Raw genomic sequence first — 24166 nt, 5'->3', positions numbered from 1 at the left:
CGCTCTGTCGCGCGCTCTTCGGAGTCCCTGGAGTGACGCTGTTCGAGCAGCGGCCGGCTGGGGGGTCCCGAGCGCGAACACGTCGCAGCGGGTGGTGCGGAGAAATCGTGTCCTCTCCGGCCTGCTGACCTGCCTCGTCCATGTGTCGCTGCTGCTGCTCGCCTACGGCGTATGGCGCGAGAACGCTCCGGACACGCTCACGGAATCCTGGCCCTGGAAGCTCCGGCCGCTGGATGTCCAGAGCGCCACCACCGCGACGGTCGGCAGGCCCCTTCCCGCCCAGGGGATGATGCTGATCGGCTGGTTCACCGAGGCGGCGATGGCGGAGGTCAGACGCCGAGACCCTCGACGAGAACGGCGCCGGGAAGGGCGGCGAGCGCCTTGCCGGGGACGATGAGCTTGCCGCGCCGGCTGCCGCTGCCGATCAGGACCCATTCCTGGTCCACCACGGCGGGGTCCAGCAGGAGGGGCCAGGCGGCGGGCAGGCCGATCGGGGTGATGCCGCCGTACTCCATGCCGCTCTCGCCGACCGCCGTGTCCATCGGCGCGAAGGAGGCCTTGCGGGCGCCGAGGTGCTTGCGGACCGCGCCGTTGACGTCGACCCGGGTGCGGGAGAGCACCACGCAGGCGGCGAGGGTGACGTCCTGGCCGCGCTTGCCCGCCACGACGACGCAGTTGGCGGAGGTGTCCAGCAGGTCGGCGCCGTAGTGCTCGACGAAGACCGCGGTGTCGGCGACGGCCGGGTCGCTGTCGACGTGGACGACCTGTCCGGCGGGGAACTCGCCCCAGCCGGCGGTCAGGGCCGCGACGACGGGGGCGGGGAGCAGGCCGAGCCGTTCCGCAGCGGGAGCGGCGTCCTCGAAGGTGCCGATGGGTGCGCGCATGGCGGTCACGCTAACAGCGGCCGGTGCGGGTGCGTCCGGACGTCTCAGCGGACGGGCGGGATGGCGACGGCCATGGTGAACACGGTCGGCTCGCCGCCCTCGTTGTGGTAGCCGTGCGGTACGTGCGCCTCGAAGGCGGCGGAGGTTCCGGCCGGGACGGAGTGGGTGCTGCCGTCGACGAGGAGGGTCAGTTCGCCCTCGGTGATGTGGAGGAGTTCGACCGTGCCCTCGGGGTGCGGGTCGGATGTGGTGCCCTCCCCGGGCATCAGCCGGCAGGTCCACAGTTCGAGCGGGCCGCGGGCCTCCGCACCGACGAGCAGGGTGGTGGAGCTGCCCGCTTCGGTGGACCACATGCGGACGGCCCGGCTCTCCGGGATCAGCCGGACCTGAGTGCCCTGCTCGTGGTCGAGCAGGGCGGTGATGCTGACGCCGAGCGCGTCGGCCAGTTTGACCGTGGTGCCGACGCTCGGGTTCGTCCGCGCCTGCTCGATCTGGATGATCATCCCCCGGCTGACTCCGGAGCGGGCCGCGAGGGCGTCGAGGGTGAAGCCGCGCTCCCCCCGCCGGCGCTTGAGGTTGCGGGCCAGCGACTGGGTGAGCTGGTCGAGGTCGGACACGTACCGTCCCTGCGGTGGATGGCGGTGCGGGTGGCCAGGTATGGAGTGGCTGGGTGCGGGTGGCTGAGTCGTGTACGGCGGATGCCGTGGTCAAGAATATTGCACTGCCGTACGGTGCACTCCCGCGTTCAGCCGGTTGTACCGCGCGGTACCTCGTTGTACCGCCGCCACCGCGCTACGAGGTCTCGTGCGCCTCGTCCAGGTCGGCGAGGGCCAGCAGCTGGTCGGGGGTGACGCCCTCGGGGATCGGCACGGGCGCGGGCGTGCGCAGGGGCGGCTGCCAGCCCTTCTCCGGGTCCCAGCTGCGTACGACACGGGCGGGGGCGCCCGCGACCACCGCGTGGTCGGGGACCTCGCCCCGGACGACCGCGCCCGCCGCGACCACCACGTTCCGGCCGAGCCGGGCCCCGGGCAGGATCACCGCACCGGTGCCTATCCAGCAGCCGGGGCCGATCGCCACCGGTTCCATCCGGGGCCACTGCTTGCCCACGGGCTCGTGCGGGTCGTCGTAGCTGTGGTTGGTGGAGGTGATGTAGACGTACGGGCCGCAGTACGTGTCCGAGCCGATCGTCACCGTCGTGTCCGCGATCACATGGCTGCCGCGCCCCAGCACCACGCCGTCGCCCAGGGTGAGGACGGTGTCGGGCCCCAGGTCCAGGTCCGGCATCATTCCGGCGGTGAGCGTGACCTGCTCGCCGATGACGCAGTGCGCGCCGAGCTCGATCCACGGCTCCCCGAACACGGTCCCCTGCGGGAAGGCGAGCCGGGTGCCCGTGCCGATCGCGCCGAACCGCAGCCGCCCGGGGTGCTCGGCGGTGACCGCGCCCGCCCGCTGCGCCCAGGACCAGCCGCGGTGGACCGCGCGGGAGGCGGCGCGGCGCGGCCAGCGGGCGAGGAAGGAGAACGTGTTTCGGTTCTTCGGCACGCGCTCACGGTAGTCGGCGGCGCGGTGGGCGATCCGTGCGGTGACCTGTGATGTTCGCCCCACTGCGCGGTGTGCGCCGGGAGCCGTCGCCTACCGTGGGGCGGAGTACCACACCGGCGCGAAGGAGCAGGCGATGGCGGAGCAGGCGTTGATCACGGGCATGGGCGGCAAGGAGCCGGACATCGACGTGGACGCGTTCGTGGCCCCCACCTCCGTGGTGATCGGCGAGGTGACACTCGCCCCGGGCTCCAGCGTCTGGTACCAGGCCGTGCTGCGCGCCGACTGCGGTCCCATCGCGATCGGCCCCGACAGCAACATCCAGGACAACTGCAGTGTGCACACCGACCCCGGGTTCCCCCTCACCGTGGGGTCGCGGGTCTCGGTCGGCCACAACGCGGTGCTGCACGGCTGTGTGATCGAGGACGACGTGCTGGTCGGGATGGGCGCCACGGTGCTCAACGGCGCGCACATCGGGGCGGGTTCGCTGGTCGCGGCGCAGGCCCTCGTCCCGCAGGGGATGCGGGTGCCGCCGGGCTCGCTCGTCGCCGGGGTGCCCGCGAAGGTGAAGCGGCCGCTGACCGCCGAGGAGCTGGAGGGCATCCGCTTCAACGCCGCCGGTTACGTGGAGCTGGCGAAGGCCCACCGCGAGGCGCACGGGGGCTGACGGACGCGCTCGGCGAGTAACGCGACCGGGCCGCCGCCCCTCCCCCTCCGGGAGGCGCGGCGGCCCGGTCCTCGTTTTGCGTACGGCGGTGGTCAGCCGTTGGGGCGCAGGGTCCACACGACGGTCATCTCGCCGGTGACCGCGCCGTCGGCGCGCCGGATCTCGATGGCGACGGGGAATTCCGGCCGCTGTCCGGCGTCCAGCTCGGCGACGACGTCGGCGATGGGGCGGCCGAGGGTCGCGGTCGCCGTGACCTCGCCCATGGCGAGCTTCTTGTAGCCGATCTCGGCCTTCACCGCGAGCGGCACGGCGCGCGACATCTGGTCGCCGAAGGCGGCGATGACGATCGCGCCGCTGGCGGACTCGGCGAGCGTGAACATCGCTCCGGCGTGGGGTCCGCCGACGTGATTGTGGTACTCCGCCTGGTCGGGCAGCCGGACGACGGCGCGCTCCGGGGTGGTCTCCAGGAAATCGAGGTTGAGGGTCCGGGCCATCGGGACCGTCGCGACGAGCATCTCGCCGACGGTCATCTGTTCAGCGCTCATACCCGAAGGTTACTCACCAGTAGAACTGTTTGGCCATCCCCTTGTGACGGCTCTGGGACAGGGCGGCCGTAGAAGTGGGTGCACGGCCCCGTCTATGGTTACTGGCCATGTGGCCAGGAACGCAGCCGCCCGGGGGCGAGCAGAACCCGCAGGACCAGAACCAGAACCCGTACCAGCAGCCGGGGTACCAGCAGCCGAATCCCTATCAGCAACCGGGATATCCGCCGCAGGGTCAGCCGGGGCAGCCCGCTGAGCCGGGGTACGGATACCCGCAGGGCCCGCCGCCCGGTGGGCAGCAGAGCCCACCGCCCGGCGGTCAGCCGGGCTATCAGCAGCCCAATCCCTACCAGCAGCCGACAGTGCCGCAGTACGCCGTCCAGGGGCCCGTCGGGCCGAAGCCCGGCGACGACAAGAAGAAGACGACGATCGTGGCGATCGTCGCGGCGACCGCGGTCGTGATCGCGGCGGGCGTCACCGGTTTCCTCGTGCTCGGCAAGGACGACGACGAGGGCGGCAAGACCGTCGCCGACGACAAGAAGTCCGCGTCGCCGAGCGCCAAGCCCAGCGAATCGGCCGGCGAACCCGCACCGCCCGCGGAGAACCCGCGGGGTTCCGACAGCGACCCCAAGCCGGTCATTCCGGGCTGGAAGGTCGTCACCAACCCCAAGTGGGGCACGCAGTTCGACGTTCCCGGTGACTGGGAGGTCGCGAGCTCGGGAATGTTCTCCGGCTTCGAGGACGCCAAGGATCCCACCGGCAAGCCGGCCGCCGGCTTCTCCGCGCCCGCGTACTACAAGAGCAAGTGGTGTGTGGACGACTCCGACGGAGACGGCTCCAAGGAGGACACCGGGCTCGCCGGCGTCGGGACGAAGGGCGCCCAGGGCGCCAAGAACACCGACGAGGCCGCGACGAACGAGGCCGCCAACTGGGTGTGGGCCGCCTACGCCCAGCTCGACCCGAAGTCCAAGGTCAAGATCGGCAAGGCCAAGCCCTTCACCACCGAGTCGGGTCTCTCCGGCAGTGTTGTCCAGGCCACCGCCCTGGAGTTGGCCAACAAGGACAAGTGCGACAGCGACGGGAAGTCGATCGCCTTCTCCTTCAAGAACAGCAAGGGCGATTTCTCGACCTGGGTGCTCTACGCCGCCACGGGCGTCAAGGACGAGCTTCCGGACACGACCATCCAGAAGATCCTGAGCACGGTCCGCCTCGCGGGTGACCCCACCGGCTGACCCCCGCTCCGCATCGCGTTCCCGCCCTGCCCCCGCACCGACCCGCCCGGCCGCCGGGAGCCCTCAGCCGACGCTGAAGGCCCCGTCGGGCGGTTCGGGCGAGGCGACCGCGTCCGCGTCGGCCACCGGGCCGGCCCCGCCCAGGAAGCGGGTCAGCGCGCCGCCGTGCGTGACCCGGGCCGGAAACGCGTCGGCGGCGCACCTGCGGACGAGCGGGGCCACGTCGATCGGCGCGTGCGAGGCGAGGAGCACCACGTTGCCGAAGCGCCGCCCGCGCAGCACCGCCGGTTCCCCGATGAGCGCGAGTTCCGGGAAGACCGCGGCGAAGTTCGCCAGCTGGGAGCGGAGGAAGACGAACGGCGCGCTGTCGGCCAGGTTGGCCGCGTAGATCCCGTCCCCGCGCAGCGCCCGGCCCGCGGCCCGCGCGTACTCGACGGAGGTGAGGTGCGCCGGAACGCGGGAGCCGCCGAAGACATCCGCGATCAGCAGGTCGACGGAGGCGGGGGCCCTTGCTTCGAGCCGTTCCCGGGCGTCGGCCGCGTGCAGGGAGATGCCGCTCCCGTCGGGCAGCGGCAGATGCTCCCGGACCAGCCGCAGCAGCTCGCGGTCCGCCTCCACGACGTCCTGCCGGGAGCCGGGTCGGGTCACCGCCACATAGCGGGGCAGGGTCAGCGCCCCGCCGCCCAGGTGCAGGACGTCCAGGGGCGCGCCGGGCTCCGCCGCGCCGTCCACGGCGTGGGCGAGCCGGCGTACGTACTCGAACTCCAGGTGGGCCGGGTCGTCGAGGTCCACGTAGGACTGGGGCGCGTCGTCGACCGTGAGCAGCCAGGCCCGGTCGCGGTCCACGTCGGGCAGCAGCCGGGCGGTGCCGTGATCGACCTCGCGGATGACGGGTATCGGCTCGTTCACCTCTCCATTGTCGCCTCCCCCGCACGACGGCCCGCCACCCCGGGAGCAGGGGTGGCGGGCCGTCGTGGTGCTCAGAGCAGCGCGGTGACCGTGCCCGCGCCGACCGTGCGGCCGCCCTCGCGGATCGCGAAGCCGAGACCGGACTCCAGCGGCACGTCACGGCCCAGCTCCACGGTCATCGTGACCGTGTCGCCGGGGCGCGCGACGGCCGCCTCGCCGAGGTCGACATCGCCGACGACGTCCGCCGTACGGATGTAGAACTGCGGCCGGTAGCCGGTGGTGACCGGGGTCGACCGGCCGCCCTCCTTCGTCGACAGGACGTACACCTGCGCGGTGAACCGGCGGCTCGGCACCACACTGCCCGGCGCTGCCACGACATGGCCGCGGCGGACCCGGTCGCGCTCCACCCCGCGCAGCAGCAGCGCCACGTTGTCCCCGGCCTCGGCGGACTCCATCGGCTTGCCGAAGGTCTCCAGGCCGGTGACGACCGTCTCGATGTCCGCGCCCAGCACCGCGACCCGGTCACCGACGCGGACGGTGCCGCGCTCGACGGCGCCGGTGACGACGGTGCCCCGGCCGGTGATGGTCAGGACGTTCTCGACGGACAGCAGGAACGGCGCGTCGGTGTAGCGCACCGGCATCGGTACGTACGTGTCGACGGCGTCCAGCAGTCCCTCGATCGCCGCCGTCCAGCGCGGGTCGCCCTCCAGCGCCTTGAGCCCGGAGACCCGGACCACGGGGACGGTGTCACCGCCGTACCCGTGCGCGGAGAGCAGCTCGCGGACCTCCAGCTCGACCAGGTCGGTCAGCTCGGGGTCGCCCGCGTCGGCCTTGTTGAGGGCGACGACGATGTGGTCGACGCCCACTTGACGGGCCAGCAGGACGTGCTCGGCGGTCTGCGGCATGATCCCGTCGAGGGCGGAGACGACGAGGATCGCCCCGTCGAGCTGCGCCGCTCCCGTGACCATGTTCTTGATGTAGTCGGCGTGGCCCGGCATGTCGACGTGCGCGTAGTGGCGGGTGTCGGTCTCGTACTCGACGTGCGCGATGTTGATGGTGATGCCGCGCTGGGCCTCCTCGGGGGCCCGGTCGATCCGGTCGAAGGACACGTAGGAGGTGGAGCCGGAGCCGCGCTCGCTGAGGACCTTGGTGATGGCGGCGGTGAGGGTGGTCTTGCCGTGGTCGACGTGGCCCATGGTGCCGATGTTGAGGTGCGGCTTGGTGCGCACGTAAGCCGTCTTGGACATGATGTGTTCCTCGGAAAGCTCGAAGCTGAGAAGAAAGAAGACCCCAGGGCCCCGCCGACCCTCCCCTTACGGGGTCCGCCGGACTGTCGGGGGAGGGTCAGCTTCGGGCGCCGCCGATGGGCGCTGCGGCAGCGGTGAACACTGCTGCGAGAGCTGCTGCTGCGGTCGGGGCGACTGCCTCGGCGACCGCGTCGTTCATGGCAGCCTTCGGCGCGTCCGCGACTGCGGACCGCGCTGCGAGGAAGGCGTACCGGAACATGCCCCTGATCATGGCCGGGCCGGGCCGCCGCGTCGAATGGTTTTCCCGACCGGTTTTCTGGACGCCTCTCAGAGGTTCTTGAGCGCCTCGCGCACGGAGAGCGGCGACAGACGGGCCCCGGCTCCCTCGACGAAGTCGCGTACGGCGGTGGGATCGGTCTTGGCGTACTCGCGCAGCGCCCAGCCGATCGCCTTGCGGATGAAGAAGTCGGGGTGGTCCGCGCGGCGCAGGCAGTAGCCGAAGAGCCGGTCGGTGTCGGTGGCTTCCTTGTAGCGCAATTGGTGGAGCAGGGCGGTCCGGGCGGCCCAGAGGCTGGGGTCGTCGATCCACCGGTCCATGTCCCGGGCGAGCGCCGGGTCGGCGGCGACCAGAGGTCCCGCGACATGCGCGGCGAGCAGGTCGACCGTGTCCCACCAGGGGACGGTGGTCACCAGGTGATGCAGGACGGGCAGGAAGCCGGAGGTGCAGCGGCCCGCGTGCCGGCGCAGGTAGTCGACGGCGAAGTACTGGTACTCCCGCTCCGGCAGCCGCCAGCAGCGCAGCGCGATCGCCGCGCAGTCCCGCTCGTCCGGCCGCCCGGTGCCCGCCTGCACGGTCCGCGACAGGGCCCGGCGCTCGGGGGTGGGGATCCCGAGGAAGGGGGCGACGTGCTTCATGTACGCGGCGGCCGCCTCCGCCCGTACGGGGTCGGCGGCCGGGGCATAGGCGTCGACGAGCCGCTCCAGAACGGTGTCGGCGAGGGCACTGTCCGGCGGGACGGAGGCGTCGGCGGCAGGGTTCACGCGACGCACATTACGGCGATCACATGGCGTTTTCGGTTACTCTCCCCGAATGTTCGACCCCGTCCCCACCGCCCGGCCCGCCACCGGTCCGGCTCTGCGCCTCTCCCGGGCGCTGCTGTCTCCGTGGTCCCGGTTCTCGCTGCTCGTGGTGGTCCTGCTCGGGGCCGCGTCGACGATGCTGCTGTTCGAACCACAGCGGCTGGTGGCGTCGGGCTGGCCGCCCCAGCTGACCGGGGGCACGGCCGCGATGCTCTTCGGGCTCGCGTACGGGGCGCTGACGGTGGCGTTCGTGCCGCGACCGCTGCTCAACATCACCGCGGGCGCGCTGTTCGGCGCGCAGACGGGTCTGGCGGCGGCGCTGGCGGGCACGGTGCTGGGCGCGGGCGTGTCGTTCATGCTGGGCCGGGTGTTGGGTCAGGACGCGCTGCGGACCCTGCTGCGCGGGAGGCTGCTCACCGCCGCGGACGGGGTGCTGAGCCGGCACGGCTTCCGGTCCGTCCTGGCGCTGCGGCTCTTCCCCGGGATCCCGTTCGCCGCCGCCAACTACTGCGCGGCGACCTCCCGCATGGGCTACCCGCCCTTCCTCCTGGCCACCGGACTCGGCTCCATCCCGAACACGGCGGCGTACGTCATAGCCGGCAGCGAGGCCGCCTCGCCGACCTCGCCCCTGTTCCTGGCGGCGATGGGGTTCATCGTGGTGTCCGGTCTCGGCGGCGCGCTGGTGGCCTGGCGCAAGCGCCACCGGCTCGGCCGGGACACGCCGAAGAGCTGAGCGTACGGCGGCACGTGGATGACCGGTGGGGTCGGCCTGGCGTTCACTTTCAGGCGATACGCTGCCCGCGACCTCGATGTCCTTGACCGCACACCGCACACCGCACACCGCACACCGCACACCGCACACCGCACACCGCACACCGCACGCAGCCGACGGGCCCAGTCGTCCGTGGCCGATGCACGATCACCTCCGGGATGGCCAAAGCCCCATGAGCTGGTTCGAATCATTCGTCCTGGGACTCGTTCAGGGACTGACCGAGTTCCTGCCGATCTCCTCCAGCGCCCATCTGCGGCTGACCGCCGCGTTCGCCGGCTGGCACGACCCGGGGGCCGCCTTCACCGCCATCAGCCAGATCGGCACGGAGGCGGCGGTGCTCATCTACTTCCGGAAGGACATCGCGCGGATCCTGTCGTCCTGGTTCCGCTCGCTGACGGACCGTTCGATGCGCGGCGACCACGACGCGCAGATGGGCTGGTTGGTCATCGTCGGCTCGATCCCCATCGGCGTGCTGGGCCTCACGCTCAAGGACCAGATCGAGGGGCCGTTCCGCGATCTGCGACTGATCGCGACAACGCTGATCGTCATGGGCATCGTGCTGGGCATCGCCGACCGGCTGGCCGCGCGCGACGAGACGGGCGGCAAGCACCGCGCGGTGAAGGAGCGCAAGACGCTGAAGGATCTGGGCGTCCGGGACGGCCTGATCTTCGGTTTCTGCCAGGCGATGGCGCTGATCCCCGGGGTCTCCCGATCGGGCGCGACGATCAGCGGTGGTCTACTGATGGGCTACACCCGCGAGTCGGCCGCCCGCTACTCCTTCCTCCTGGCGATCCCCGCGGTGCTCGCCTCGGGTGCCTACGAGCTCAAGGACGTGGGCGAGGGACATGTCTCCTGGGGCCCGACGATCTTCGCGACGCTGGTGGCGTTCTTCGTCGGATACGCCGTCATCGCGTGGTTCATGAAGTTCATCACCACCAAGAGCTTCATGCCCTTCGTCATCTACCGCATCGCGCTCGGCATCGTCATCTTCGCGCTGATCTGGTCCGGGGCGCTGAGCCCGCACGCGGGTGAGTCGGCGGGCTAGCCCCGGTGTGTGCGCCCCGCCCGGGAGCAGCCGGGCGGGGCGATCCAGCAGCGCAGCAGCCAGCAGCGCGGATAGATGTCCTCACCGTACGGCGGGGGTCTGACAACGCCGGGCGCGTGGTCAGGGCTGCCGGGGCGTCAGACCGGTGGCGGACAGCACCTCGTCGACCGTTTCGTCCACGGTCAGCTCCGCGCTGTCGATCCAGATCTTCTCGTCGGCCAGTTCGACGCGCATCGCCGCGTCCAGCGGGGACCAGTCCGTCGTCAACGTCTTGTCCCGGGCGAGGTTGCGCTCCTGGGCCTTCGCCGCGCCCGGGGCCAGGACCACGCAGTGCAGCGGTCCGCCGGTGAGCGTGGCGCGGTAGAAGTCGAGGTGGGCGCGGCGTACGACGACGTCGTCGATGACCGGGAGGAAGCCCGCGGCGAGGAAACTGTCCGCCAGCAGGCAGGCGTTGCGGGCCCGGAGGAAGATCTGCCGGTCCGCCTCCTCGTCCCGCTCGGGCGAGGGCCACCGGCCGCCGGAGACGATGAGTTCCTGGAGGGCGTCCACCTCGATGTGCGCGGAGGCCGCGAACCGGGCCGCGAGCGCCGCGGCCACCGTGCTCTTGCCGCTGCCGGGAATGCCGATCAGCAGGACCGCGCCCGCCGCCGGTGATCCAGTGTCCACCGGTACTTCCGCCCAGGCCATCCCCGTACTCCCTCGTTCAGTACACGTCACGTACGTATCTGCGGTCCGAGGTTAGTTGTTTCACCTGGGCGGCCGCGGTGTCGGGGTCGAGGCCCCCGTGGGCGACGGCGATGTCGCGCAGGGCGCGGTCGACGTCCTTGGCCATCCGGGAGGCGTCGCCGCAGACATAGAGGTGGGCGCCGTCCCGGAGCCAGGACCAGAGCTGGGCTCCGTGTTCGCGCATCCGGTCCTGGACGTAGACCTTGGCGCGCTGGTCGCGGGAGAAGGCGGTGTCGAGCCGGGTGAGGGTGCCCGAGCGGCTCAGGGTGTCGAGTTCCTCGCGGTAGTAGAAGTCCGTGGCACGGTGCTGCTCGCCGAAGAACAGCCAGTTCGCGCCGGAGTGTCCGAGCGCCCGGCGTTCCTCCAGGAAGCCCAGGAACGGGGCGACTCCCGTACCGGGCCCGACCATGATCATCGGGGTGGCCGGGTCGGCCGGCGGGCGGAAGCGGTCGTTGCGCTGGACGAACACCGGGACGGGGCTGTCCGGTTCGGCGTCGGCGAGGAACGTGGAGGCGACGCCCTTGCGCATCCGGCCGCGGTGGCTCTCGTAACGGATCACGGAGACGGTCAGCCGCATCCGGTGCGGGTCCGCGAGCGGGCTGGAGGCGATGGAGTAGAGGCGGGGGCGGAGCGGTCCCAGTACGTCGGCCCACGCGGCGGCCGTGGCCCGCACCGGGTGTTCGGCGAGGACGTCGACGGCCTGCCGCCCCCAGGTCCACCGGTCGCGCTCGCCCTTGTTGTCGGGGCGCAGCAGCTTCTTCAGGGTCCGGTCCCCCGTGTGGTCGGCGACCAGGCGCAGCAGGTCCGGGGTGATGCGGGTGATGTCGAGGTGGCGGTGCAGGGCTTCGTCCAGGGCGACCGGTCCATGTCCGGGGACGTCCACTTCGGCGGCGGCGTCGAGTCCGGTGACGGCGAGCCATTCGGCCACCAGGTCCGGGGAGTTGAGGGGCTGTACGCCGAGGGCGTCGCCGGCCGTGTACGTCAGGGGGGTGTCGGCGCCCCGCGTGTCGATCGTGAAGGCGCGTACCTCCTTCGTCGCGCCGGGCAGGCTCAGGAGGCGGTTCCCGGTGAGGAGGGCGGTGACGGGCGCGGCCCTGGAGGGGCGCGCGGCCGTCTTCTCTCCCGGTGTCCCCGTGGTCCCCGTGGTCCCCGTGGTTGACACGGTCGGCGTGGCCGCTGCCCCCGGCAGCCCTTCCGGTGTCGTCGTCTCCAGTGCCGCCCGGACCTCCTTGAGCCACTGGCCGAAGGGCTGTTCGTACTCCGGTTCGCAGTCGGTGCGCGGGACCAGCCGCTCCGCGCCCAGTTCGCCGAACCGTTCGTCCAGCCGGCGGCCGTGGCCGCAGAAGTCGTCGTACGTGGAGTCGCCGAGCGCGAGGACGGCGTAGCGGACGCCCTCCAGGCGCGGGGTTCCGGGGGCGTTCAGCGACTCCCAGAAGCCGGAGCCGTTGTCGGGGGCGTCGCCGTCGCCGAAGGTGCTGGTGACGACGAGGAGGTCGGCCGGGCTCGGCAGGGCGTCCGGCGTCCCGTCGTCCATGCCGAGGAGCGTGGTGCGGTACCCCTCGGCGGTCAGTGTCCGGGCGGCCTCCGCGGCGACCTCCTCGGCGTTGCCGGTCTGCGAGGCCCACAGCACGACGACCGGCCGGCCGCCCTGTTCCGCCGGGGTGCTCTCCGGTGGGGCGGGCGCGGCCCCGGGGCCCTGGGCCGCCGGGAGCCGGGAGTAGGCGCCGGCCAGCACTCCGTTGACCCACAGGGCGTGGTCCGGGGCGAACGGGGCGCCCGCCGGAAGCACCGGGGTGCCGTCCGGGCGGGTGCCGAGGCCCGCCAGGAATCCGGCCAGATAGCGGCGCTCCGCGTCGGTGAGGACGGGCGGGGCGGTATCGCCGAGACCCAAGGTGTCGGCGAGACCCAAGGTGTCGGCGTGCCCCAAGGTGTCGCCGAGACCCAAGGTGCCCGCGAGGCCCGAGGTGCCCACCAGGTCCGAGGGGTCCGCGAGGCCGAGGCCGTCCGGGGGATCCCGGCGCACCGCGGGTGCGGCGACCTTCGCCAGCCGGACCGCGCACACCTTGAACTCGGGCTGGAACGAGACCGGGTCGACCGCGTCGTTGGTCACGGCGTTCACGCCGAGGTACTCGCCGAACAGGTCGTTCCAGTGGAACGGGGCGAAGCACTCCCCCGCCCGGACCCGGTCCGTGATCCGGGCCGGGAGCACCGCCCGGCCGCGCCGCGAGGCGACCTCGACGCCGTCGTCCTCGGCGACGCCCAGGGCCGCCGCGTCGTCGGGGTGGATCTCCACGAACGGGCCGGGGTCCAGCCGGTTCAGCTTGGTGATCTTCGCGGTCTTGGTGAGCGTGTGCCACTGGTGCTGGAGCCGCCCGGTGTTGAGGAGATGCGGGAAGTCCTCGTCGGGCATCTCGGCCGGCGGCAGGTGCGAGCGGGCGTGGAAGACGGCCCGGCCGTCGGGCAGGGGGAAGGCGAGCCTCGGGACCGTTCCATCGGGTCGTACGGTCAGCTCCTGGCTGACGCCGTCGTTGAGGTAGCGCACGGGGTTGCGGGCCGGGCCTTCGACGTCCGCGCTCGGCCACTGGACCGGCGTTTCGCGCAGCCGCTCGTACGTCACGCCGCGCAGGTCGTAACCGGTGCGGGGGTTCCAGGCCCGGGTGATCTCCGCGAAGATCTCCTCGGCGCTCGTGTAGCCGAAGGCGTCCTCGTACCCCATGGCGCAGGCGACCGCCGCGATAATCCGCCAGTCCGGCCAGGCCTCCCCCGGCGGGTCGGTGGCGCGGCGGGAGAGGGTGAGGGTGCGCTCGGAGTTGATCATCACGCCCTCGGACTCGGCCCAGAGCGCGGCGGGCAGGACGACATCGGCGTACGCGTTGGTCTCGGTGTCGGCGAACACGTCCTGGGTGACGACGAATTCGGCGGCCTCCAGGCCCTCGATGACGGTCCGGCGGTTGGCGACCGAGGCGACCGGGTTGGTGCAGATGATCCAGCAGGCCTTGATCTCGCCCTCGGCCATCCGCCGGAACATGTCGACGGTGCCGCTGCCCGAGCCGTCCGCGCGCAGGGTGCCGGGCTCGATGCCCCACAACTCCTCGGTGAAGGCACGCTCCTCGTCGACGAGGACCGATCGCTGGCCGGGCAGTCCGGGGCCCATGTAGCCCATCTCGCGTCCGCCCATGGCGTTGGGCTGACCGGTGAGCGAGAACGGGCCGCTGCCGGGGCGGCAGATCGCTCCGGTCGCCAGGTGCAGGTTGACGATCGCGTTGGTGTTCCAGGTGCCGTGGGTGGACTGGTTGAGGCCCATGGTCCAGCAGCTCGTCCACTCGCCCGCCTCGCCGATCCAGCGGGCCGCCTGCCGGATGTCGTCCTCCGGGATGCCGGTGATCTCCGCGACCGCGGCGGGCGGGTAGTCGCGGAGGAAGGCGGGCATCGCCTCCCAGCCGTCCGTGTGCTCCGCGATGAACTCCGGGTCGGTGTGCCCGTTCTCGACGAGGAGGTGCAGCAGGCCGTTGAGGAGCGCCAGGTCGGTGCCGGGCCGGATCCGGAGGTACAGGTCGGCCTTGGCGGCGGTGGCGTTGCGCCGCGGGTCGACGACGATCAGCTTCGCGCCCGCCTTGACCCGCTCCATCATCCGCAGGAAGAGGATCGGGTGGCAGTCGGCCATGTTGGCGCCGGTGACGAGGAAGACGTCGGCGTGGGCGAAGTCCTCGTAGGAGCCGGGCGGCCCGTCCGCGCCGAGGGACAGCTTGTAGCCGCTGCCCGCGCTCGCCATACAGAGCCGGGAGTTGGACTCGATGGTGTTGGTCCCGATGAAGCCCTTGGCCAGCTTGTTGGCGAGGTACTGCGCCTCCAGCGTCATCTGGCCGGAGACGTAGAGGGCGACCGCGTCCGGGCCATGGGTGTCCAGCACGGCCCGCAGCCGGCGCGCGGTCTCCGCGATGGCGGCGTCCCGGGCGAGCGGGGCGGGCTGCTCGCTGCGGTCGGGCCGGGCCAGGGCGGTGGTCAGCCGGCCGGGCGCGGCGAGGAGGTCCGCGCCGGTCGCGCCCTTGGTGCACAGCCGGCCGGCGTTCGACGGGTGCTCCTTGTCCCCCGAGGCCTTCACGACGGTGCGGCGGCCGTCGGGGCCGGTGGCGATGTCCAGGACGATCCCGCAGCCGACACCGCAGTACGAGCAGACCGTGCGCACCCGGTCGGTGGCGGGTGCGTCCGGCGGCGGGGTCGGCACGGTCATGGGAACCCTTCGGGGGCGGGCGTACCTGGAAGGACGCGGGGGGGGCGGTCACCCCCGAATCTAGGAAGGGCCCGTTACCCGGGGATGACACCGGGCGAACAACGCCGGTTACGTCGCCTGCACACCGCCCGGAGGCCGCCGGTGAGGCTTCCGCGCCGACCGTCCGTGATCGTTCGGGAACTTCCCGGCCGGGGCGGCCGACTACTGGAGAGACGCCGGGGGCGGGAGGCCCGCCCGGTGGCGGAAGCGGCGGCCGGTGACGCGACACGGCCGCCGGGGCGACGGCAAGCAGGACGTCAGCAGGACACCCATGGGCCCCGGGCCCGGGAGGAGGCCGCGAGACATGCACTGGTACGAGGACGATGCGCTCTGGTCCGATTTCGCCCCGACGATGTTCCCGCCGGCGCGGGCCGAGTCCGCCGCCGCCCTGGTCGCGTCCTCCCCGCTGCTCGACTTCCCACCGGGCGCGAGAGTCCTGGACCTGTGCTGCGGGCCGGGTCTCTTCGTGGTGCCGCTGGCGGGGCGCGGACACGAGGTGACAGGCGTCGATCTGTCGCCCTCGATGCTGGAGAGCGCCCGTGCCGCCTGCGAAGCGGCGGGCGCCGAGGTCCGGCTGGAGCGCGCCGACATGCTCACGTACCGGGAACCGGGCGCCTTCGACGTGGTGCTGAACGTCTTCACCTCCTTCGGCTACTTCGACGAGGCCGAGGACAACCTCCGGGTGCTGCGCAACGCGTACGAGAGCCTCGCGCCGGGCGGGCAGCTCCTGGTGGACGTGATGGGCAAGGAGGTGCTGGCCGGCTGGATCGGGCGGCCGAAGGCGGTCGACCTGCCCGACGGCGCCTATGTCGTCCAGCGCGACACCGTCCTGGACAGCTGGCGGCGGCTGCGCACGGACTGGACGCTGGTGCGCGGCACGACGGCGCGCACCGCCTCCATCACCTCCTGGCTCTATTCGGCGGCCGAGCTGCACGCCCTCTTCGAAGCCGCGGGCTTCACCGAGGTGGAGTGCTTCGGCGGGTTCGACGCGTCCGGCTACGACCAGCGCTCGGACCGGCTGATCGTGCGCGGGCGGCGCACGTGAGGGCCGGGGCGGACGCCCGTCCGCGCACCACGGCCGGGCCCGGGAACCGCCCGCTCCAGGCCGTCGCGACGGTCCACGAGCACATCACGGACGCGGTGAAGACCCCGGACCTGATCCGGCTGACCGGCGACGTCGTCCTCGCCCGCTTCGAGACGATGAAGGTGTACGCGGCGCTCGGCGCGGTCCGCTCGCTGCTGCGCCGGGGCCGGGTGGTCCCCGGGCAGACCCTGGTCGACAGCTCCAGCGGGATCTACGCGCTGGCGCTCGCCATGGCCTGCCACCGCTACGGGCTGCGCTGCCACATCGTCGCCTCCACCACCGTGGACGCCACCATGCGGGCCCAGTTGGAGATCCTCGGCGCGACGGTCGACGCGATGCCGCCCTCCCAGAGCCTGCGCCTGGACCAGGAGCTGCGGGTGCGCCATGTGCGCCGGCTGCTGGCCGAGCGACCGGACTTCCACTGGATGCGGCAGTACCACGACGGCATCCACCACGAGGGCTACCGGGAGTTCGCGGAGCTGCTGGCCGGGGCGCTGCCCCAGGGGCCGCTGACCGTGGTGGGCGCGGTGGGCACGGGCGCGTCGACCGGTGGACTGGCCAGCGCGCTGCGGGAGTCGGGGCGGTCGGTGCGGCTGGTGGGCATCCAGCCGTTCGGCAGTGTGACCTTCGGCAGCGAGCGGTTCGAGGACCCGGAGGCGATCATCGCGGGCATCGGCAGCTCGATCCCGTTCGGGAACGTCCGCCACGAGCTGTACGACACCGTCCACTGGCTGGACTTCCGCCATGCGATGGCCGGGGCGGTCGGGCTGCTGCGGGAGCACGCGGTGTTCGCGGGCCTGTCCACCGGGGCGGCGCATCTGACGGCGGCCTGGGAGGCGGCCCGCGCCCCCGGGCGGCTGCATCTGGTGCTGGGCGCCGACACCGGACACCGGTACGCGGAGCGGGTGTTCGCCCGGCATGCCGAGGCCCTGGACCCGGCCGGGCTGCGGCCCCGGACCATCGCATCGCCGGCCGAGCTGCGGCCGCCGTGGTCGGTGATGGAGTGGGCCGGGCGCGCCGCTCCGGAGGCCGCCAGGACCACCGAGGGCGATGTCCCCTCCCCCTCCCCCTCCCCCTCCCCCTCCCCCTCCCCCTCAGATTCCCCCGTACCGAGCGTGGAGCTGCTGCCATGACGATCGTCGCACTGGAGTCCCTGTCCTTCGGTCTGGGGCGGATGGCGGAGGCCGCCGCCGACGCAGGGCACCGGCTGTGCCTGCTGACCGGCGACCGCTCGGTCTACCGGCACGAACTGGCGGTCCTGCCGCCGGACGCGCTGGACGTCGTCGATGTCGACACCGGGGACCAGGAGGCCGTCCGCCGGGCGCTGGCCGCCGTGCCGGACCTGGCCGGGCTGATCAACACGACGGACACCTGGAGCCTGCCGGCCGCCGAGCTGGCCGCCGGACTCGGCCTCCCGGGGCCGGACCCGGAGGCCGTACGGCTGCTGCGGGACAAGCGCCGGGTCCGGGAGACGCTGCACGCGCACGGGCTGAGCCGCAGTACGGCCGTAACCGTCCCGCCGGGTCCCGAAGGCGCCGGGGAGGTGCTGCGGGCAGTGGGGCTGCCCGCGGTCCTGAAGGACTCGGCGGGCACCTCTTCCCGTCATGTGTGGATCGTGCACGACGAGGAGGCCCTGCACGGGGCGCTGGCGGAGGCGGGTCGGCAGCGCCTGACCGGCGCCCTGTTCGCCGAGGCGTTCCTGGCCGGTCCGCTGTACAGCGCGGAGACCCTCGGCTGGGACGGGACGACCCGGCTGCTCGGGGTGCTGAGCCGGCAGACGTCCCGGGCGGCGGTCGTACGGGAGGAGGCGGCGGCGTTCCCGGTGGCGCTGCCCGAGGAGGAGCGGGCCGGGATCGAGGCGTGGGTGGGCCGGGTCCTGGCGGCGGCCGGACACACCCGCGGCTTCGCCCATGTGGAGTTCGTCCTGACGGCCGACGGGCCCGAGCTGGTGGAGATCAACCGCAGGATCGGCGGCGCGCTGGTCGGCGAGGTGCTGTGCCGGACGCTGCGGACCAATGTCTACACGGCGATGATGGACGAGGCGCTCGGCCGCCGCCCGGCGCTGCTGGACACCCCACCCGACGCCTCAGGACCCGCGTACGGCTTCGTCCTGGTGTACGCGGAACGGCCCGGGGTGCTGAAGGGCTGGCTCGGCCTCGACGAACTCGGGGCGTTCCCGGGGGCGGTGGAGTGGTTCCCCGTCCGCGAGCCCGGCGAGAGCGTGGTCCACGTCGGCGATCAGCGGGGCTGTACGGGCATGGTGCTGGCCGAGGGGCCGACGGCGGAGCTGGCCCAGCACCGGGCGTGGAGCGCGGCCGTCCGGGTCCGCCCGGTCGTCGCCGTCGGTACGGCGTGAGCCCGGCGGGGTGACCGTCGGGCGGACGGCCCGTGCGCGCGCGGCCCGGCCGCCGCTGCCGCTCACCGGCCCCCAACGGTTCCTGCTGGCGGGCTCGTTCCTGATCACGCTGGGCAGCTTCGCCGTGCTGCCCTACATGTCCGTTCTGCTACACCAGCGGCTCGGACTCGGACTCGGCACGGTCGGCCTCGTACTGGCCGTCGCCTCGCTGATCCAGTTCGCCGGGGGCGTGGTCGCGGGGCCCGTGACCGGGCGGATCGGGCTGCGGCGCGCGATGCTGCTGGCGCTGGCGCTGCGTACGGCGGGCTTCGCCGCGTTCGTCCCCGGGCTGACCAGTCCGGTCCTCGCGGTCGGGGCGCTGCTGCTGGTGTCGGCGGGCGCGGCGCTGTATCTGCCCGCGAACAAGGCGTATCTGGTGGACGGGGCGTCCGAGGAGCAGCGGCCCCGGCTGCTGGCGGCGAGCGGTTCGGCGTTCAACGCGGGGATGGCGCTGGGCCCGCCGGCCGCCGCGCCGCTCGTCATGGGCTCCCCCGGCGTGCTGTTCTCCTGCGTCACCGTGCTGTTCGCGCTCGTCGGGGCCGGGCACGCGCTGTTGCCGCCGGGCGCGGCGGACCGGGGCGACGACACACCCGCCGCCGCCCCGGTCCGGGCTTCCGACGCGGCGCGCCCGGGGCCTTCGCCGTTCGTGGTGACCGTGCTGAGCGTGTACGCGTTCATGTTCTTCCAGCACTATCTGGCCCTGTACGCGGTCCCCCGTACGTCGGCGGCCTTCTACGGGGCCGTCCTGACGGGGTACGCGGCCCTCCTCGTCGTCGCCCAGCCGCTGCTGGCGGAACGGGTCGCCGCGCTGAGCTACCCGGCCGCGCTGCGGTGGGGCTTCGGTGCGATGGCGGTGGGCATGGCGGCGATCGGCGCCGGGGGGCACGCGGGGATCGCGGTGGGCGGGGCGCTGCTGTGTCTCGGGGAGATCGTGCTCTTCCTCAAGAACGACCTGGAGGCGCTGGCCCGTTCGGCGGCCGCCCCGGCGAGCGTGTTCGGGCGGCAGCGGCTGGCGGCGGGCATCGGCGCGTTCGCCAGCGGGGTGGTGGGCGGTCAGCTGTACGGGGCGGCGGAGTCGGCGGGCTCGGCGCGGTGGTTCTGGGCGGCGGTCTGCCTCCAGTGCCTGCTGCTGCCGGTGTTCCTGCTCCACCGGCGTACGAGGGCGCGGGCCCGCCGGCGTACCGCCCGGGACCCCGAAGGATCCCGGGCGGCCGCCGACTAGGCGGCGTCGGGTGCGGGTTCGGCCGGTTCCGTGCGCCACTGACCGGCGAGCTCGCGGCGGGCGCGCGCCACGCGGGAGCGCACCGTGCCGATCGGGCAGCCGGCGGCGGCCGCGGCCTCCTCGTAGGACGCGCCCAGCAGTTGGGTGAGGACGAAGGCCTGGCGGCGCGCCGGGTCCAGCCTCCGCAGGGCGTCCAGCACCGCGGCGGACTCGTCGAATCCGGGCAGGTCGCGGGGCTGGGCGCGTTCCGCGGCGGTCTGCCAGTCCGCGAGGTCGGCGGTCCGGGGGCGTACGGCCGCGGCCCGGTGCCGGTCGATGACGACGCGCCGCGCGATCGACATCAGCCAGGTCCGGGCGCAGGAACGCCCCGCGAACCGGGCCAGCCCGCTCATCGCCCGGAGGTAGGTCTCCTGGGCCAGGTCGTCGGCCCCCGGGACATCGGCGCTGAGGTAGGCGACGAATCTGCGGACGTCCTCGTAGGTCGCCCGGACGAAGCGGTCGGCGGCCTCCCGGTCGCCGCCGCCCGCGGCCAGCGCCCAGTCGGTGATCTGCCCGTCGTTCTGCCGGGCCCCCGGGACCCGGTGCCGGGACGGACGGGTGGCGGACACCCGGAGGACGGGCGGCCGGGTGGCCGGTGGCGCGGTGACCGGCCGTACGGCGGCCGGTCGCACGGGGCCCGGCAGCGCGGGGCCCCGTAGTGCGGGAGCAGGAAGTACGGGAGCAGGAAGTGCGGTAGCAGGAAGTGTCACAGCGGTCCTTCGCGTCCTGGCGGAGCCGTGGCAGCGGTCACCCGGCTCCGGTGACCGGTCCCGGGCGCCGCTGGGGCGGCCCGGAGAACCGGCATGCCTGTCACGGGTGTGCGCGGGGCGCACACCCGTACCGCCTCCGGCGCACAGAGGCCGGAGGGCGGATGGAGGTCAGAGGAAGCGGAGGGAGAGCGGTGGCCCGCGCCGCGAGATGCCGTGCAGGGCCAGCAGGTCCTGGGGGCGCCGTCCGGGCCGGCGGCGGGTGCGCCGCCGGGCGGGCGGCGCCGGGGCGGGCGGCGCAGCGGACCACAGACGCCAGGCCGTCCGCAGCGGGGCACGGACGAACAGCACCAGGCAGCGGCCCAGCCGGGCGAGGGCGACCTCGCCGCGCCACAGCCACCAGCCGCAGATCATCCCGGCCACCGTGTGGGCGGCGGCCATACCGATCGTGAACACCGTGCCGTCGAAGGCGGCCAGAAGCCCCATCAGATCCGACGAACCGCCGATCGGGACCTCGTGCGCGGAGTGGTTCATCGCGCCCGACGCACCGTGCCCGCCGCCCGCACGGTGCCCGCCGGGACCGGACGGGAGCCAGGATCCGGCGACGGAGAAGAAGGCGTGCAGCCCCGACTGGCCCAGCACATGGGCCGCGACGGTCACCGAGGCGCCGCGCTCCCGCGCGGCGAGCCACCACCCCGCCGCGCCTACCGGAAGCAGCGCGGCGGCCTGGACCAGAAGGGGCAGGGGCGCGCCGGACATCAGCGCGTGACCCAGTCCGGACACGGCGACGCACACCACCGCGAACAGCGCGGTGCGCACGGGTCGGAGTGCGGTTCCGGCTCCCATGGCAGCCATGGTGCCAGCCGCACCCACCCCGGAGTGAAGAGCACCAGATGCCGAAACAACGGGAGTTCACCTCGTTTGCCCCACCAGCATCACCGTGTGATCCATGTCACAGAGACGTGTCGGGAACTTTCCCCTCCTCACGTCCGACTGCTCCAACAACGCGTCTGCGTACGCCTCGTGGCCCGGGGCCGTCGCGTCCGCCCCCGCCACCCGATGCCCCCGCCCCGAAGAGGCCGCATGACGAACCAGCCCCCCACCCCCGAACCGGCAGCGGCCACCGAGACGCCCACCGACAGCGCGGCCGCGTCCGGCGACGACGGCCGGGTCCCCGCCCCCCGTTCGCCGGGCGAGGCGAGACGGCCGACGCTCCGGTCCGACCTGCGGGCCTCGTGGCCCGACGGTCTGGTGGCACTCCTCATCACCGCTGCGATCTTCGTCCTGCTCTATATACGCATCCGCAACAAGACCTCCTCCACGGTCACCGTGATGCCGTTCATGGCCGACGCGGGCGGCTTCTGGATGTACTTCCTCAGCCAGGCGTTCGGCTGGTCCGCACTGCTCTGGGCCTGGGGGACCGTCATCCTCGGGCTGATGCTGTCGGGGCCACGGCCGGGCCGCCTGCCGCTGTCGGGCCCCCGGCTGGAACGCCTCCACCGCACCACGAGCCTCAACACCATCTCGCTGATCGCGGCCCACGCCCTGCTGTTCGGGGCCGAACTGGTCCGGCACGACACGGCGTCCTGGAACTCCGCGGTGGCCACCGCCTTCGTCGAGGCCCTCGTCCCCGGCGGCTACGACTCGGGGACCGGGCGGATCGCCCTGCCCATCGGCCAGGCCGCCCTGTACCTCGCGATCCCGCTCGGCCTGCTCTTCTACGTACGCCACCGCATCGGGCCCAAGACCTGGCGGGTCCTGCACCGTTGCGTGATCGTCGTCTACATCCTCAGCGTCTGGCACACCCTGCTGTACGGGACCAACGTCTGGTACGACGGCTGGTTCCGCACCAGCGTGTGGCTGCTCCAGCTCCCGATCGCCGCGCTGCTGCTCCTGCGTCTGCTGCGGCCCGCCCGCCGCTCCGAGAAGCTGCCCGGCCGGCCCGGAGCGAGCGCCGGGGCCCGCACGGGATGGGCCCTGCGGCTGGGTGGCCGGCTCGCGGTGGTGGCGGTCCTGGCAGCCCTGATCGCCGTCGTGGCGAGCGGCAGCGACGGCGGGCGCAGCGCACCCCCGGAGGACACCTCCTCCACCCACAACCACGACTGAGAGGTGGCCGCCACCACGACCGGAGGCCGTCCGTCCGGCGACGTACGCTCGGAGGCATGACCACCAACGATCTTCCCGTGATCGCCGCCGTCGACGGCTCCACGCACAGTCGGCAGGCGCTCGACTGGGCCACCCACGAGGCCGTGCGGCGCGGGCTGCCTCTGCTGATCGTCCATGTCCGCCCGCTCACCCGGCAGGTCGACGAGGAGACCGGGCGGCGCGAGGCGGAGACACTCCTGGCCGAGTGCGTACGCCGGAGCGCCCTCATCGCTCCGGAGCTGCGGCCCTCGACGCTCGCCCCGCTGGACTTCCCATCGGCGGCCCTGGTCTCGCTCGGCCGGGACGCGTCCATGATCGTGATCGGATCGCGCGGGCTCGGGGGCTTCCGCTCGCTGATGATCGGCTCCAACAGCCTCGCCACCGCGTCGATGGCGAGCTGTCCCGTCGTCGTCGTGCAGGAAGACCGCCCGGAGGGGGACGAGGACCGGGCCGGAGACGCGGGGGCCTTCACCGACATCGTGGCAGGGGTGGCCGCCGACGAGAGCAGCGAGGGAGTCCTGGAGTTCGCCTTCGCCACCGCCGCCTCCCGGCCGGGCGCCCGGCTGCGGATCGTGCACGGCTGGACGATGTTCTCCTCCATGCTCGCGGGCGGCCCCGTCCTGGACCGGCAGGAGGCGGCGGGCTCGGCCGCCCGGACCCTGGCCGAGCTGACCTCGGGCCGGCACGAGAAGTATCCGCAGGTGGAGATCGTCCGGGAGCCGGTCAACGGATCCGCCGCGCGCACCCTGGTGACCGCGTCGGCGACGGCGGCCCTGACCGTGATCGGCCGTCGCAGGGGCGGCGAGTCGCTCGGGCTCGGCCTCTCCCCGGTGGCGCAGACGACGGTCACGCACGCGCTGGGGCCGGTCGCCGTCGTGCCCTGCTGAGCCCTCCTCCCGCGCCCTGCCGGGTCGCCCCACGCCCGCGTCCCGTTGACGCAGGCCCCTTGGCCTGGCGGGCGGCTTGACCGAGACTTGACCAATGACACAGCGTGTGGCGCTCGCGACCGTGATGGACCGGCTTGCCATCGATGCGGTGATCACCGGGTACGCGGTGGCCGTCGACGACGGGGCCTGGTCGGACTACGGCGCCCTGTTCACCCCCGACGGCCGCGCGGACTACCGGGGCGCGGGCGGCGTGGAGGGCCCGGCCGACGAGATCGCCCGGTGGCTCGAGGAGACGATGCGCCTCTTCCCCGTACGCCAGCACCTGATCGTCAACCGCCGGATCGACCTGGAGGACCTGGGCGGCTACACGGGCGACCGGGCCGAGGTGCGGGCCGACTACCTCAATCCGATGTGCCTGGACCGGCAGGCGGCGAGCGGCCCGGACGCGGACCCGCCGGGCTCGGCGGATTCCGGGCGGGCCCGGGGCGCCACGCCCGATTTCGTGACCGGCGGCCGCTACACCTTCGAGCTGCACCGCGCCGAACCGGGCTGGCTGATCCGTACGGTCACCGTCCACGAGAAGTGGCGCAGGACGCCGGGCGCGTAGGGCCTGCCGCCCCACTGCCGTCGCCGCCCGATCGGCGGCCGGGCGGTCCGCCGCGCCCCCGCTCGGCCGCGTCCTGTGTCCGGCGGGGATCACCTCCCCCACACTGGGTATCCAGGGGTTGACGCGGTGACGGCGACCAGCTGCCCGCGCACGACCGAGGAGGGCAC

23 protein-coding genes are annotated in these 24166 nt (G+C 73.2%); 11 read left to right on the top strand and 12 right to left on the bottom strand.

The genetic code is table 11. The features are described 5' to 3' along the window. Window positions 1-329 precede the first annotated feature (329 nt). The 3 genes from ACIQPT_RS04635 to ACIQPT_RS04625 form a co-directional block, all read right to left on the bottom strand. Window positions 330-884: a YbaK/EbsC family protein gene (locus tag ACIQPT_RS04635; RefSeq protein WP_401152702.1), complete on the bottom strand. Its 555-nt coding sequence runs from the start codon at window positions 882-884 to the stop codon at window positions 330-332. Window positions 885-928: 44 nt separating this feature from the next. Further along, complete coding sequence (locus ACIQPT_RS04630; protein WP_401152701.1) at window positions 929-1501, bottom strand: helix-turn-helix domain-containing protein; 573 nt, start codon at window positions 1499-1501, stop codon at window positions 929-931. A gap of 175 nt (window positions 1502-1676) precedes the next feature. Then, window positions 1677-2426, bottom strand: coding sequence for an acyltransferase (locus ACIQPT_RS04625; RefSeq protein WP_401152700.1), 750 nt, complete (start codon window positions 2424-2426; stop codon window positions 1677-1679). Window positions 2427-2559: 133 nt separating this feature from the next. Between ACIQPT_RS04625 and ACIQPT_RS04620 the strand changes: the two genes are divergently transcribed. Further along, on the top strand, window positions 2560-3090 hold the full coding sequence (locus ACIQPT_RS04620; RefSeq protein ID WP_401152698.1) for a gamma carbonic anhydrase family protein: 531 nt from the start codon (window positions 2560-2562) through the stop codon (window positions 3088-3090). Window positions 3091-3182: 92 nt separating this feature from the next. Here ACIQPT_RS04620 and ACIQPT_RS04615 read toward each other — a convergent pair whose 3' ends face one another. Further along, on the bottom strand, window positions 3183-3620 hold the full coding sequence (locus ACIQPT_RS04615; RefSeq protein WP_392945343.1) for a DUF4442 domain-containing protein: 438 nt from the start codon (window positions 3618-3620) through the stop codon (window positions 3183-3185). A 122-nt stretch (window positions 3621-3742) separates the two neighbouring features. On the opposite strand from ACIQPT_RS04615, the gene ACIQPT_RS04610 reads away from it, so the two are divergent. Then, window positions 3743-4864, top strand: coding sequence for a hypothetical protein (locus ACIQPT_RS04610; protein WP_401152697.1), 1122 nt, complete (start codon window positions 3743-3745; stop codon window positions 4862-4864). A 63-nt stretch (window positions 4865-4927) separates the two neighbouring features. Here ACIQPT_RS04610 and ACIQPT_RS04605 read toward each other — a convergent pair whose 3' ends face one another. The 4 genes from ACIQPT_RS04605 to ACIQPT_RS04590 form a co-directional block, all read right to left on the bottom strand. Continuing rightward, on the bottom strand, window positions 4928-5773 hold the full coding sequence (locus ACIQPT_RS04605; protein ID WP_401152696.1) for a spermidine synthase: 846 nt from the start codon (window positions 5771-5773) through the stop codon (window positions 4928-4930). Between the two features lie 71 nt (window positions 5774-5844). Beyond that, window positions 5845-7020 carry an elongation factor Tu gene (tuf, locus tag ACIQPT_RS04600; protein ID WP_401152694.1) on the bottom strand — a complete coding sequence of 392 codons (1176 nt, stop codon included), beginning with the start codon at window positions 7018-7020 and terminating at the stop codon, window positions 5845-5847. A gap of 97 nt (window positions 7021-7117) precedes the next feature. Then, window positions 7118-7279, bottom strand: a complete 162-nt coding sequence (locus ACIQPT_RS04595) for a hypothetical protein (RefSeq protein WP_401152693.1) — start codon at window positions 7277-7279, stop codon at window positions 7118-7120. A 68-nt stretch (window positions 7280-7347) separates the two neighbouring features. Beyond that, the gene (locus tag ACIQPT_RS04590; RefSeq protein ID WP_401152691.1) at window positions 7348-8061 is read right to left on the bottom strand and encodes a DNA alkylation repair protein; all 714 of its coding nucleotides are present in this window, start codon (window positions 8059-8061) and stop codon (window positions 7348-7350) included. Window positions 8062-8110: 49 nt separating this feature from the next. Here ACIQPT_RS04590 and ACIQPT_RS04585 point away from each other — a divergent pair, with 49 nt between their 5' ends. Further along, window positions 8111-8833 (top strand): TVP38/TMEM64 family protein, encoded by a 723-nt coding sequence (locus ACIQPT_RS04585; RefSeq protein ID WP_401152690.1) that lies wholly within the window; start codon window positions 8111-8113, stop codon window positions 8831-8833. Window positions 8834-9044: 211 nt separating this feature from the next. After that, window positions 9045-9917 (top strand): undecaprenyl-diphosphate phosphatase, encoded by an 873-nt coding sequence (locus ACIQPT_RS04580; protein ID WP_401152688.1) that lies wholly within the window; start codon window positions 9045-9047, stop codon window positions 9915-9917. A 120-nt stretch (window positions 9918-10037) separates the two neighbouring features. On the opposite strand, the gene ACIQPT_RS04575 is transcribed toward ACIQPT_RS04580, so the two are convergent. After that, the gene (locus ACIQPT_RS04575; RefSeq protein WP_401152687.1) at window positions 10038-10604 is read right to left on the bottom strand and encodes an AAA family ATPase; all 567 of its coding nucleotides are present in this window, start codon (window positions 10602-10604) and stop codon (window positions 10038-10040) included. A 16-nt stretch (window positions 10605-10620) separates the two neighbouring features. Next, on the bottom strand, window positions 10621-14874 hold the full coding sequence (locus ACIQPT_RS04570; protein WP_401152685.1) for a molybdopterin-dependent oxidoreductase: 4254 nt from the start codon (window positions 14872-14874) through the stop codon (window positions 10621-10623). Window positions 14875-15217: 343 nt separating this feature from the next. On the opposite strand from ACIQPT_RS04570, the gene ACIQPT_RS04565 reads away from it, so the two are divergent. From ACIQPT_RS04565 to ACIQPT_RS04550, 4 genes are read left to right on the top strand one after another with little or no spacing between them, the layout of a single operon-like run. Continuing rightward, a complete protein-coding gene (locus ACIQPT_RS04565; RefSeq protein ID WP_401152683.1) occupies window positions 15218-15958 on the top strand; it encodes a class I SAM-dependent methyltransferase in 741 nt (246 codons plus the stop codon). Further along, window positions 15955-17130 (top strand): pyridoxal-phosphate dependent enzyme, encoded by a 1176-nt coding sequence (locus ACIQPT_RS04560; protein ID WP_401152682.1) that lies wholly within the window; start codon window positions 15955-15957, stop codon window positions 17128-17130. The genes ACIQPT_RS04565 and ACIQPT_RS04560 overlap by 4 nt, the downstream gene beginning before the upstream one ends. Then, a complete protein-coding gene (locus ACIQPT_RS04555) occupies window positions 17127-18353 on the top strand; it encodes an ATP-grasp domain-containing protein (RefSeq protein WP_401152680.1) in 1227 nt (408 codons plus the stop codon). Before ACIQPT_RS04560 ends, ACIQPT_RS04555 begins: the two co-directional genes overlap by 4 nt. 10 nt (window positions 18354-18363) lie before the next feature. Continuing rightward, window positions 18364-19614 carry an MFS transporter gene (locus ACIQPT_RS04550; RefSeq protein WP_401152678.1) on the top strand — a complete coding sequence of 417 codons (1251 nt, stop codon included), beginning with the start codon at window positions 18364-18366 and terminating at the stop codon, window positions 19612-19614. Here the strand turns inward: ACIQPT_RS04550 and ACIQPT_RS04545 are convergent. Further along, window positions 19611-20222 carry a sigma-70 family RNA polymerase sigma factor gene (locus ACIQPT_RS04545; RefSeq protein ID WP_401152676.1) on the bottom strand — a complete coding sequence of 204 codons (612 nt, stop codon included), beginning with the start codon at window positions 20220-20222 and terminating at the stop codon, window positions 19611-19613. The genes ACIQPT_RS04550 and ACIQPT_RS04545 overlap by 4 nt on opposite strands. A gap of 309 nt (window positions 20223-20531) precedes the next feature. Further along, window positions 20532-21206: a hypothetical protein gene (locus ACIQPT_RS04540; protein WP_401152675.1), complete on the bottom strand. Its 675-nt coding sequence runs from the start codon at window positions 21204-21206 to the stop codon at window positions 20532-20534. Between the two features lie 237 nt (window positions 21207-21443). On the opposite strand from ACIQPT_RS04540, the gene ACIQPT_RS04535 reads away from it, so the two are divergent. The 3 genes from ACIQPT_RS04535 to ACIQPT_RS04525 all read left to right on the top strand — a co-directional run bounded on the left by ACIQPT_RS04535 (window position 21444) and on the right by ACIQPT_RS04525 (window position 23999). Then, window positions 21444-22466 carry a ferric reductase-like transmembrane domain-containing protein gene (locus ACIQPT_RS04535; protein ID WP_401152673.1) on the top strand — a complete coding sequence of 341 codons (1023 nt, stop codon included), beginning with the start codon at window positions 21444-21446 and terminating at the stop codon, window positions 22464-22466. Between the two features lie 56 nt (window positions 22467-22522). After that, window positions 22523-23392, top strand: a complete 870-nt coding sequence (locus ACIQPT_RS04530; RefSeq protein WP_401152672.1) for a universal stress protein — start codon at window positions 22523-22525, stop codon at window positions 23390-23392. A 94-nt stretch (window positions 23393-23486) separates the two neighbouring features. After that, window positions 23487-23999 (top strand): nuclear transport factor 2 family protein, encoded by a 513-nt coding sequence (locus ACIQPT_RS04525; RefSeq protein WP_401152670.1) that lies wholly within the window; start codon window positions 23487-23489, stop codon window positions 23997-23999. Window positions 24000-24166: the final 167 nt, after the last annotated feature.

It is taken from the genome of Streptomyces sp. NPDC091289, assembly GCF_044757365.1.
Taxonomy (GTDB): domain Bacteria; phylum Actinomycetota; class Actinomycetes; order Streptomycetales; family Streptomycetaceae; genus Streptomyces.
This window is presented reverse-complemented; position numbering and strand designations above follow the sequence as displayed.